General features: G+C 67.0%; 12 protein-coding genes. 7 read left to right on the top strand and 5 right to left on the bottom strand.

Annotated features, from left to right (window positions below):
• The coding region (locus DQP56_RS19690; RefSeq protein WP_205868926.1) for an asparaginase domain-containing protein at window positions 1–297 on the bottom strand (297 nt) is incomplete at its 3' end.
• 41 nt (window positions 298–338) lie between these two features.
• On the opposite strand from DQP56_RS19690, the gene lspA reads away from it, so the two are divergent.
• Complete coding sequence (gene lspA, locus DQP56_RS19685; RefSeq protein ID WP_112688316.1) at window positions 339–923, top strand: signal peptidase II; 585 nt, start codon at window positions 339–341, stop codon at window positions 921–923.
• On the top strand, window positions 916–1,836 hold the full coding sequence (locus DQP56_RS19680) for an RluA family pseudouridine synthase (RefSeq protein WP_112688318.1): 921 nt from the start codon (window positions 916–918) through the stop codon (window positions 1,834–1,836). Before lspA ends, DQP56_RS19680 begins: the two co-directional genes overlap by 8 nt.
• Window position 1,837: 1 nt before the next feature.
• Here DQP56_RS19680 and DQP56_RS19675 read toward each other — a convergent pair whose 3' ends face one another.
• Together DQP56_RS19675 and DQP56_RS19670 are read right to left on the bottom strand one after the other, a co-directional pair.
• Window positions 1,838–2,602, bottom strand: a complete 765-nt coding sequence (locus DQP56_RS19675) for a class I SAM-dependent methyltransferase (RefSeq protein ID WP_112688314.1) — start codon at window positions 2,600–2,602, stop codon at window positions 1,838–1,840.
• A gap of 8 nt (window positions 2,603–2,610) precedes the next feature.
• Window positions 2,611–2,838, bottom strand: coding sequence for a dodecin family protein (locus tag DQP56_RS19670; protein ID WP_013829114.1), 228 nt, complete (start codon window positions 2,836–2,838; stop codon window positions 2,611–2,613).
• A 137-nt stretch (window positions 2,839–2,975) separates the two neighbouring features.
• Between DQP56_RS19670 and dnaE the strand changes: the two genes are divergently transcribed.
• Entirely contained in the window at window positions 2,976–6,515 is a 3,540-nt protein-coding gene (dnaE, locus tag DQP56_RS19665; protein ID WP_112688312.1) for a DNA polymerase III subunit alpha, read from the top strand.
• Here dnaE and DQP56_RS19660 read toward each other — a convergent pair.
• On the bottom strand, window positions 6,512–6,955 hold the full coding sequence (locus tag DQP56_RS19660; protein ID WP_112688310.1) for a PPOX class F420-dependent oxidoreductase: 444 nt from the start codon (window positions 6,953–6,955) through the stop codon (window positions 6,512–6,514). The two genes, dnaE and DQP56_RS19660, sit on opposite strands and share 4 nt — an antisense overlap.
• Window positions 6,956–7,009: 54 nt before the next feature.
• Between DQP56_RS19660 and DQP56_RS19655 the strand changes: the two genes are divergently transcribed.
• The 3 genes from DQP56_RS19655 to DQP56_RS19645 all read left to right on the top strand — a co-directional run bounded on the left by DQP56_RS19655 (window position 7,010) and on the right by DQP56_RS19645 (window position 9,123).
• On the top strand, window positions 7,010–7,426 hold the full coding sequence (locus tag DQP56_RS19655; RefSeq protein ID WP_112688308.1) for a MerR family transcriptional regulator: 417 nt from the start codon (window positions 7,010–7,012) through the stop codon (window positions 7,424–7,426).
• A 108-nt stretch (window positions 7,427–7,534) separates the two neighbouring features.
• On the top strand, window positions 7,535–8,218 hold the full coding sequence (locus DQP56_RS19650; RefSeq protein WP_133258979.1) for a hypothetical protein: 684 nt from the start codon (window positions 7,535–7,537) through the stop codon (window positions 8,216–8,218).
• A gap of 161 nt (window positions 8,219–8,379) precedes the next feature.
• Complete coding sequence (locus DQP56_RS19645) at window positions 8,380–9,123, top strand: hypothetical protein (protein ID WP_133258978.1); 744 nt, start codon at window positions 8,380–8,382, stop codon at window positions 9,121–9,123.
• 9 nt (window positions 9,124–9,132) lie between these two features.
• On the opposite strand, the gene DQP56_RS19640 is transcribed toward DQP56_RS19645, so the two are convergent.
• Window positions 9,133–9,966, bottom strand: coding sequence for a class I SAM-dependent methyltransferase (locus DQP56_RS19640; protein ID WP_112688302.1), 834 nt, complete (start codon window positions 9,964–9,966; stop codon window positions 9,133–9,135).
• An 80-nt stretch (window positions 9,967–10,046) separates the two neighbouring features.
• Between DQP56_RS19640 and DQP56_RS19635 the strand changes: the two genes are divergently transcribed.
• The coding region (locus DQP56_RS19635) for an enoyl-CoA hydratase/isomerase family protein (RefSeq protein WP_234825740.1) at window positions 10,047–10,228 on the top strand (182 nt) is incomplete at its 3' end.

Here is a 10,228-nt window from a genome sequence, read left to right as displayed (position 1 = left end):
CAACTCCAGCCAGAGCGCGGTCTCCTCGCAGGTGTCGGTGCCGTGCGTGACGACCACCCCGTCGGCGCCACCGTCGACGCCGGTTCGCACCGCGGCCAGCATCCGGCCCCAGTCGGCCGGGGTCAGCTCCGAGCTGTCGCGCGCCATCAGGTCCACCACGGTGACCTCGGCGGAGCCGGCGCCGGCCCCGGCGACCAGGTCCGCGCCGTGGACGGTGGGCCGGCGCACCCCGCCGGCGTCGGTGCTGGCGGCAATGGTTCCGCCGGTGGTGATGACCGTGAGGCGCTTGGACACCATGCCGCGATCATGCCGTACCCGCGTTAAGGAATGATGGGGGCGTGACTGAGGAGACAACCGACTCGACCGAGCCGGCCACCGAAGCGGCGCCGGCGCCGGCTCCTCGCCGGCGGCTGGGCCTGCTGCTGTCGGTGGCCGCGGTCGTGCTGCTGGTCGATGTCGTCACCAAGGTGCTGGCAGTGAGGCTGCTGACCCCTGGCCAACCGGTGTCGATCATCGGCGACACCGTCACCTGGACCCTGGTGCGCAACTCCGGAGCGGCGTTCTCGATGGCCACCAGCTACACCTGGGTGCTGACGTTGATCGCCAGTTCGGTGGTGCTCGGCATCATCTGGATGTCGCGCCGGCTGGTGTCGCCGTGGTGGGCGGTCGGATTGGGCATGATCCTCGGCGGGGCACTGGGCAACCTGGTGGACCGGTTCTTCCGGGCGCCCGGGCACTTGCAGGGCCACGTCGTCGACTTCCTGTCGATCGGTTGGTGGCCGGTGTTCAACGTCGCCGATCCCGCGGTGGTCGGCGGTGCGATCCTGCTGGTCACCCTCTCGGTGTTCGGGTTCGACTTCGACGCGGTGGGCCGCCGACGCGCCGGTGACGACACCCGGCGCGACGCTGCCGGTCGTGACTGAACGCTCCATGCCGGTGCCCGAGGGGCTGGCCGGCATGCGCGTCGACGCCGGGCTGGCCCGCCTGCTGGGGCTGTCCCGGACCGTTGCCGCGACGCTGGCCGAGAACGGCGACGTCGAACTGGACGGGACGCCCGCCGGAAAGTCCGACCGGTTGGCCGCCGGGGCGTGGTTACACGTGCGGCTGCCCGAGGCGCCGGCCCCGTTGGAGAACACCCCGGCCGAGGTCGAGGGCATGGCGATCCTGTACTCCGACGCCGACATCGTCGCCGTCGACAAGCCCGCCGGAGTGGCCGCCCACGCCTCCGTGGGCTGGACCGGACCCACCGTGCTGGGCGGGCTGGCGGCGGCCGGCTACCGGATCACCACCTCCGGGGTCCCCGAACGCCAGGGCATCGTGCACCGGCTGGACGTCGGCACCTCCGGGGTCATGGTGGTGGCGATCTCCGAGCGGGCCTACACCGCGCTGAAACGCGCCTTCAAGGCGCGCACCGTCGAAAAGCGCTATCACGCACTGGTGCAGGGCCATCCGGATCCGTCCAGCGGCACCATCGACGCACCCATCGGCCGGCACCACGGCCGCGACTGGAAGTTCACCGTCACCGCCGACGGCCGGCACAGCATCACCCACTACGACACGCTGGAGGCGTTCGTCGCGGCCAGCCTGCTCGACGTGCATCTGGAGACCGGTCGCACCCACCAGATCCGGGTGCATTTCGCCGCGCTGCGCCATCCCTGCTGCGGCGACCTCACCTACGGCGCTGATCCCACGCTGGCGAAAAAACTCGGGCTGGAACGCCAGTGGCTGCATGCCCACTCGCTGGCCTTCGCCCACCCTGGCGACGGTCGGCGCATCGAGATCACCAGCGAGTATCCGGCAGATCTGCAGCACGCCCTCGACGTGCTGCGGCGCTGACTCAGCTCTTCCTGGCCTCCACCAGCACCCGGGTGGCGTGCGCGACGAACTGGCCCCGGGACTCGATGAGCTCATGCATCTCACGCAGCCGGTCACGGTGGTCGTCGACGGCGAAGTCGGGCACCGTCCAGATCACTTTGCGCAGGAAGTAGATCACCGCGCCGACGTCGAAGAACTCGGCGCGGAGCCGCTCGAGGCGCAGATCGAGAATTTCCATGCCGACGGCCGTCGCGCCGGCCCGCACCGCCTCCGGCTCGTATTGGGCGCCCTTGCCGGGCATCGGCCCGAGAAAGAACTCGCTGAGTTCCAGCATCGTCGCCGGCCCGATCTGCTGGGCGAAGTAATGGCCGCCGGGCCGCAGTACCCGGGCGATCTCGGACCACCACGTCTCCAGCGAGTGCCGGCTGCTGACCAGGTCGAAGGCTTCGTCGCCGAACGGCAGCGGCGGCCGGTCGGGCACCGCCACCACCACGACCCCGCGCGGATGCAGCAGCTCGGTGGCGCGTTTGGCATTCGGCGGCCAGGATTCGGTGGCCGCCATGGTCGGGGGGAACGTGCCGAACCGCTCGATACCGGCCAGCACCTCGCCGCCACCGGTGTGCAGGTCGACGGCGGCCGCCACCCCCGAGAGCCGGCGTGCCAGCTGACGCTGGTAGCCCCAGGACGGCCGCTGCTCGGTGGCGCGGCCGTCGAGCCAGGAGAATTCCCAGCCGTCGACCGGAGCGGCGGCGGCCTCGGCGACCAGGTCGTCGAAGCTACGTGACATCGGGGCGGTCAGCCGGAGTCGCGCGGCGATTTCGGCGGCCGGATCTTGAACGAGATCCGCAGTTTGGTGCGGTAGATGATCCCGCCCTTGTCGTCGAGGGTGAGATCCTGCTCGACGACCTGGGCGACGCGGATGTCATCGATGGTTTGCTTGGCGCGGTGCACCGCTTCGGCCGCGGCGTTCTCCCAAGACGACGGGCTGGTCCCGATGATGTCGATCACCCGGTACACGCTCATGTATGTGTCTCCTCCGCTTCAGACGAACTTCAACGTAGTGCACGGCGGCGGCCGCTGTCGCGCGAAACGCCCGCCGGCAAGACACACCCGGCGACACGCCCGGCTCGGTCGGTGCCCGGCCATAGACTGGCGGACCTATGGGATCTTCGTTTGTACACCTGCACAACCACACCGAGTACTCGATGCTCGATGGCGCGGCGAAGATCGCCCCGATGCTGGCCGAGGCGCAGCGTCTGGAGATGCCGGCGATCGGAATGACCGACCACGGAAACATGTTCGGCGCCAGTGAGTTCTACAACTCCGCCACCGCAGCCGGTATCAAACCGATCATCGGGGTGGAGGCCTACATCGCTCCCGGTTCCCGGTTCGACACCCGGCGGGTCCACTGGGGGGATCCCGGCCAGAAGAGCGATGACGTCTCCGGCAGCGGCTCCTACACCCACCTGACAATGGTGGCCGAGAACGCCACCGGGTTACGCAACCTGTTCAAGCTGTCCTCGCTGGCCTCCTTCGAGGGCCAGCTCGGCAAATGGTCGCGGATGGACGCCGAGATCATCGCCGAGCACGCCGAGGGGATCATCGCCACCACCGGCTGCCCGTCGGGAGAGGTGCAGACCCGGTTGCGGCTGGGCCAGGACCGCGAGGCGCTGGAGTCGGCCGCCAAATGGCGGGAGATCTTCGGGCCGCAGAACTACTTCCTGGAGGTGATGGACCACGGCCTGGCGATCGAACGCCGGGTTCGCGACGGGCTGCTGGCCGTCGGCCGCAAGCTCGGCATCCCGGCGCTGGCCACCAACGACTGCCACTACGTCACCCGCGACGCATCCCAGAACCATGAGGCGCTGCTGTGCATTCAAACGGGCAAGACGCTGTCGGATCCCACCCGGTTCAAGTTCGACGGCGACGGCTACTACCTGAAGTCGGCCGCCGAGATGCGTGCGCTGTGGGACGACGAGCTGCCGCAGGCGTGCGACTCGACCCTGCTGATCGCCGAGCGGGTGCAGTCCTATGCCGACGTGTGGGCGCCGCGCGACCGGATGCCGGTGTTCCCGGTTCCCGACGGCCACGACCAGGGTTCGTGGCTTCGCCACGAGGTGGCGGCCGGGCTGCAACGGCGCTTTCCGGCCGGGGTGCCGGCCGAATACACCGATCGGGCCGCTTATGAGATCGATGTCATCTGCGGCAAGGGATACCCGTCCTACTTCCTGATCGTCGCGGACCTGATCGACTACGCGCGTTCGATCAACATCCGGGTGGGCCCGGGCCGCGGCTCGGCCGCCGGATCGCTGGTGGCCTACGCGCTGGGCATCACCAACATCGACCCGCTCCCGCACGGGCTGCTGTTCGAACGCTTCCTCAACCCGGAACGGCCGTCGGCTCCCGACATCGACATCGACTTCGACGACCGCCGGCGCGGCGAGATGGTGCGCTATGCTGCCGAGCGGTGGGGTAGCGACCGGGTCGCCCAGGTGATCACCTTCGGCACCATTAAAACCAAAGCGGCGCTGAAGGACTCGGCCCGTGTCCATTACGGCCAGCCCGGTTACGCGATCGCCGACCGCATCACCAAGGCGCTGCCGCCGCCGATCATGGCCAAGGACATCCCGCTGTCGGGTATCACCGACCCCAATCACGAGCGGTACAAGGAGGCCGCCGAGGTCCGCACCCTGATCGACACCGATCCCGATGTGCGCACCATCTACGAGACCGCGCGGGGCCTCGAGGGCCTGGTCCGCAACGCCGGTGTGCACGCCTGCGCGGTGATCATGAGCTCCGAGCCGCTCATCGACGTGATCCCGCTGTGGAAACGGCCGCAGGACGGCGCCATCATCACCGGCTGGGACTACCCGTCGTGTGAAGAGATCGGCCTGCTGAAGATGGACTTCCTGGGCCTGCGCAACCTGACGATCATCGGGGACTGCCTGGAGAACATCAAGGCCAATCGGGGCATCGATCTGGATCTCGAGTCGGTGCCGATGGATGACCCGGCCACCTATGAGCTGCTGGGCCGCGGCGACACCCTGGGGGTGTTCCAGCTCGACGGCGGCCCGATGCGTGACCTGTTGCGCCGCATGCAGCCCACCGAGTTCAACGACATCGTCGCGGTGCTGGCGCTGTACCGGCCCGGCCCGATGGGCATGAACGCCCACAATGACTACGCCGACCGCAAGAACAACCGCCAGGCGATCAAACCCATTCACCCCGAGCTCGAAGAGCCGCTGCGCGAGATCCTCGCCGAAACCTACGGCCTGATCGTCTACCAAGAGCAGATCATGTTCATCGCCCAGAAGGTGGCCTCCTACACGATGGGCAAGGCCGATGCGCTGCGCAAGGCCATGGGCAAGAAGAAGCTCGAAGTACTGGAAGCCGAGTACAAGGGCTTCTACGAGGGGATGACGGCCAACGGGTTCTCTGAGAAGGCCGTGAAGGCGTTGTGGGACACCATTCTTCCGTTCGCCGGCTACGCGTTCAACAAGTCGCACGCGGCCGGCTACGGCCTGGTGTCGTACTGGACGGCGTATCTGAAGGCCAACTACCCGGCCGAATACATGGCCGGCTTGTTGACGTCGGTCGGTGACGACAAGGACAAGGCCGCCATCTACCTGGCCGACTGCCGCCGGCTGGGAATCACCGTGTTGCCGCCGGACGTCAACGAATCCGAATTGAATTTCGCCTCGGTGGGTACCGACATCCGTTACGGGCTGGGCGCGGTGCGCAACGTCGGCGCCAACGTGGTCGGTTCACTGATCGCCACCCGAACACACAAGGGCCGCTTCACCGATTTCTCCGACTACCTCAACAAGATCGATATCGCAGCCTGCAACAAGAAGGTCACCGAGTCGTTGATCAAGGCCGGCGCCTTCGACTCGCTCGGCCATCCGCGCAAGGGCCTGTTCCTGGTGCACACCGACGCCGTGGACTCGGTGCTGGGCACCAAGAAGGCTCAGGCGATGGGCCAATTCGATCTGTTCGGCGGCGGGGACGGCGACAGCGCGGGAGCCGACGCGGTTTTCGGGATCCGGGTGCCCGACGAAGAATGGGGCGACAAGCACAAACTGGCCCTGGAACGGGAGATGCTCGGACTTTACGTATCCGGACACCCGCTCAACGGCATCGCTCATCTGCTGGCCGCTCAGGTCGACACCCCGATCCCCGCCATCCTGGAGGGCGACATCGCCTCCGACACCCAGGTGCGGGTCGGCGGGATCCTGGCATCGGTGAACCGCCGGGTGAACAAGAACGGGCTGCCTTGGGCATCGGCGCAATTGGAGGATCTCACCGGCGGCATCGAGGTGATGTTCTTCCCACAGACCTACTCCGCCTACGGCGCCGAGGTCGTCGACGACGCCGTGGTGCTGGTCAGCGCCAAGGTGAACATCCGAGACGACCGGATCTCGCTGATCGCCAACGAGCTGGTGGTGCCGGACTTCTCCGCCAACGCCGCGGATCGCCCGCTGGCGGTCAGTCTGCCGACCCGGCAATGCACCATGGACAAGGTCAGCGCACTCAAACAGGTGCTGACCCGCCATCCCGGAACGGCACAGGTGCAGTTGCGGCTGATCAGCGGGGAGCGGATCACCGTGCTGGAACTGGACCCGTCACTGCGGGTGACGCCGTCGTCGGCGCTGATGGGTGACCTCAAGGCGCTGCTCGGGCCGGGGTGTCTGGGCGGTTAGAGCTCCACCCGAACGATCACACTGTCCGGCCACAGCGTGGGGGTGCGGGCGCGCCGCAACTTCTCGCCCAGGCCGAGGCCACGGTGCACATTAATCACGCCCGGAATCTTGATGAGCGGCACGATATTCCACTGCCACCCGTAGCGCCGGTGCAGTATCCGGTTCGCGGTCTCGGCTTCCTCGCCGGCCAGGACGCTGGCCCGGCCGGCCACCGCTGCCGCGCCGGGGCGACGGTGGCCGCGGTAGTCACAGGCGGCCAGTTCGACCTCCGGGCGCAGCGCGAGTCGGCGGGTCTTCGGGCCGATCTTGGTGCGGAACAGCACCGCGTCGCCATCCAGTGCGAACCACACCGGGGTGTCCACCGGTGTGCCGTCGCGGCGGTAGGAGCGCAGCAGCGCATAACGGGTGCGGCGCAGTGTGTCGAGTCGTTGTCCGGGCATGACGCCAGTGAACAACTTAGAGTTGGCTCTAAGTCAAGGCGTCCAGGAGGCCGCATGTCCGACTCGCTGACGATCGGCGAGGTCGCCCGCCGCAGCGGTGTTGCCGCCACCACGTTGCGCTACTACGAGCAAGTCGGTCTGCTGACCGCGCCGCGGCGGGTGGGCGGACAACGTCGCTACGACGCGGCGGTGCTGGCGCGACTCGAGATCATCGGGCTGTGCAAGTCGGCGGGTTTCGCCCTGGATGAGGTTGCGCTGTTGTTCGGCGACGACGCGCCCGGGCGTCCGGCAAGCCACGCGCTGGCGCAGGCGAAGCTCGCCGAGATCGACGCCCAGCTGGAGTCGTTGGCCCGCGCCCGCGAGGTCATCGAGTGGGGCATGCGGTGCACCTGCCCGTCCATCGACGCCTGTAGCTGCGGTGTTCACCCGCCGCCCCGTGGCGGCGTGAACTGCGCGGCTGCCGACCGCTGAACCTAAACGTAACGTTTAGGTCCGTTTCCGATAACAACGCCGCATCACCGTGTAACGTCTGAAACTTCACACCACTGGTGTGACCTGGGGGGAAGGGGACCATTTGTGATGCCTGTGCGACATCGCGTTATTGCTCTGCTCGTCGGAGCGGCAGCCGCCCTGCTCGGCGGCGCCGTGATGCCGGCCGCGCTCGCCCACGCCGGCAGCGCCGACAGCGGGCCCTACGAGACGTGCGACGGGGCGACCTGCCTGGTCATGGCCGAGTACGACCCGGACACCTGGGTCTACAGCGGTTTCCGGCCGTACTTCACCGACTGGAAGGGCGAGCAGGCCTACAACGTCGCGGTCACCGAAGCCGACGGTTCGACCGTGAACGCCGGAACCTACGACATCAAGGTCGAAGACTACTGGTCGCCGTTCCTGTCCAGTTCTACCTACACCTACGGGGATTTCACCCCGACCGGTGAGGAGGCAGACCCGGGCGCATTCGCCGATCTGAGCGGAACCACGGTGTACATCACCACGTTCGGAGCCGTCAACCAGGTGACGATCAACGACGCGGCCAACGGTGCCAACTACTGGATCGTCACCACGCCGGGCTACGTCAACACCGTGGTGACCCTGGACGGCGCGAGCCAGGACTACATCCAGTACGCCGGTGATGCGGCACCGACCTTCTTGTGGAATAGTCTCGATAACCCAAGTTATGTCGCGGTGCCCGACTACCTCATCCCCGATGACCCGTGGGCCGGGCTGGACTTCGACCCCAGCGAGTACGGAGCGGTGGCGTAACCGTGGAGCAGCACATAGGGTGTCGAAGTTGAACAAACTGCACGCTCAGTGCTAACAAAAAAATACGTCAGATTCGGATGTGAATCGGGTAACACAAGTGTAACGTTTGGTCACCTGAGCTTCACAGGTACACATTTGCAACAAGCTCAACGGAGGCAGTCATGTGGAAATCGCGCCGTCTTCTTACCCTGCTCGGGGTGGGCGTCGCTGCTGGGTTCGCCGCGCTGGTGCTGCCAATGTCGGTCGCCAACGCTGCGGGTGAGTCCGGCAGCACCAGCCCGGTGCCCGGTTGGGACGGCCCCTACGAAACCTGTGAAGGGGTGGTCTGCCTGGTGATGGAGCCCCTTACTCGGGAGAGCGTGGGCCGCGACTGGTCTTACGAAGGTATCCGCCCGTGGATCACCGACTGGAAGGGCGACCAGCTCTACAACGTCGAGTTGAACGGCGAAGCGGTCGGTGGCTACAACATCAAGATCGAGGACTTCTGGAACTCGTTCTACTCGACCTCGGCGTACCAGTTCGGTGACTTCATGCCTAACGCTGACACCCCCGAAGACTTGAGTGTGCTGGGCAACTTCGGCTACCTGTCCGGAGCCTCGATCTACCAGATCAACCTCTTCGACGGCGCGTTCACCAACCTCACCATCAATGGCGTGGGGCCGCACGATCTGAACTACTGGGTGATGTCGGCCAACGATCTGACCTACTCGGTGGTCACCGATCCCCTCAAGGGCGTCTCGGCGGGCTTGATCCAATTCGGCGATGACGCTCCACTGCAACTGTGGAACAGCCTGTTCCACTCCTGGACCCCGGAGATTCCGGAGTACCTCATCCCCAACGACCCGTTCGCCGCGCTGGACTTCAACCCGTGTGACTTCCTTGGTCTCTGTGACCTGATCGGTTAACCGTTCGGCTCAGAACTTATAACGCAGCACGCGGGCTTTGCCGGCCACCGACTTGAACCGGCCGGCAACCCGGGTGAGCGTGCGGGCCGCGCCGGGGAACGCGTCGACCTCGGCGGCATGGGCCAGGCAGGCCTGCTCGACCAGGCGCAGCCGCGGCTCCCACCGCTCCGGGGTGTGCGGGTCGGTGAAACCGGGGTTGGCCCACACGTGGCGCAGCAGACTGAACATGCCGCGCGGCGCGAGCTTCATCGACAGCGAGCTGAGCGGCCCCACCCGGCCATAGTCGTTGAACGCCAGCTCACCGCTGCCGAAGTGGGCGATGAGCTGCCCGAACACCGCGGTGACCTGCGCCTGGGTGAGAAACGCGAACAGGCCGTCGGCGATCACCATGGTGGGCCGGCCGGCCGGGATGCCGGCGGTCCAATCGGCGCCGGTCAGATCGGCCGCGATGACGTGCTCTGCAGGCCGGGCCCCTAGCAGCTTGCCGCGTAACGCGACCACACGCGGAAGATCGATGCTGTACCAGTCGACACCCGCCGGCGGCTGCACCCGTGCCAGCGGCTCGTTGAGGCCGGCCCCCAGATCCACCACGACGGCCTCCGGATTCGCGGCGGTATACCGGCGCGCCCGGTCGTCGAGCATCTTGGCGCGCAGGGCGGTTTGGCGCACCACACTGGCCGGGATCCGCAAGCCGGCGAAGTCGTAGTCGATCAGACCGACGACCCGGTCGGAGAACGCGTCGCCGAGGATCGGCGTCTCGGCGCGGTGGTCGAGGGCGCGCGCGTAGGCGGTGAGAAATGCGGTCTGCTCGAGGAGGCTGAACTCGGTGACGGCAATCGGCATGGGCTTCACCGTAGGCGACGATCGGCCAGATGAGGGTAAACGGGAACCAACGCCACCACCGCGGCGCTAACGTCGACGAAATGGAATCGCAGCAGGCGACCACGCTGGCGGTGGTAGCCGCGGGTGCGCGCGGCTCGATCACGTTGAACCGCCCGGACAAACTCAATCCGTTGAGCACGGCCACCCTCGAGGAGTTGGTGGCAGCGGCCCGCTGGTTCGACGCCCGGCCCGCGGTGAAGGTCGTGGTCATCTCCGGCAGCGG

It is taken from the genome of Mycolicibacter senuensis, from assembly GCF_003284925.1.
Taxonomy (GTDB): domain Bacteria; phylum Actinomycetota; class Actinomycetes; order Mycobacteriales; family Mycobacteriaceae; genus Mycobacterium; species Mycobacterium algericum_A.
Note: the sequence above shows the minus strand (reverse complement) of the source record. Positions and strands in the feature narration are given on the sequence as shown.

Bases quoted from the DNA above. Each gene is read 5' to 3' on its own strand.
- DQP56_RS19675 (WP_112688314.1), bottom strand. From the start codon at position 2,602: ATGTCACGTAGCTTCGACGACCTGGTCGCCGAGGCCGCCGCCGCTCCG.
- DQP56_RS19660 (WP_112688310.1), bottom strand. From the start codon at position 6,955: ATGCCCGGACAACGACTCGACACACTGCGCCGCACCCGTTATGCGCTG.
- dnaE (WP_112688312.1), top strand. From the start codon at position 2,976: ATGGGATCTTCGTTTGTACACCTGCACAACCACACCGAGTACTCGATG.
- DQP56_RS19645 (WP_133258978.1), top strand. From the start codon at position 8,380: ATGTGGAAATCGCGCCGTCTTCTTACCCTGCTCGGGGTGGGCGTCGCT.
- DQP56_RS19670 (WP_013829114.1), bottom strand. From the start codon at position 2,838: ATGAGCGTGTACCGGGTGATCGACATCATCGGGACCAGCCCGTCGTCT.
- DQP56_RS19650 (WP_133258979.1), top strand. From the start codon at position 7,535: ATGCCTGTGCGACATCGCGTTATTGCTCTGCTCGTCGGAGCGGCAGCC.
- DQP56_RS19640 (WP_112688302.1), bottom strand. From the start codon at position 9,966: ATGCCGATTGCCGTCACCGAGTTCAGCCTCCTCGAGCAGACCGCATTT.
- DQP56_RS19655 (WP_112688308.1), top strand. From the start codon at position 7,010: ATGTCCGACTCGCTGACGATCGGCGAGGTCGCCCGCCGCAGCGGTGTT.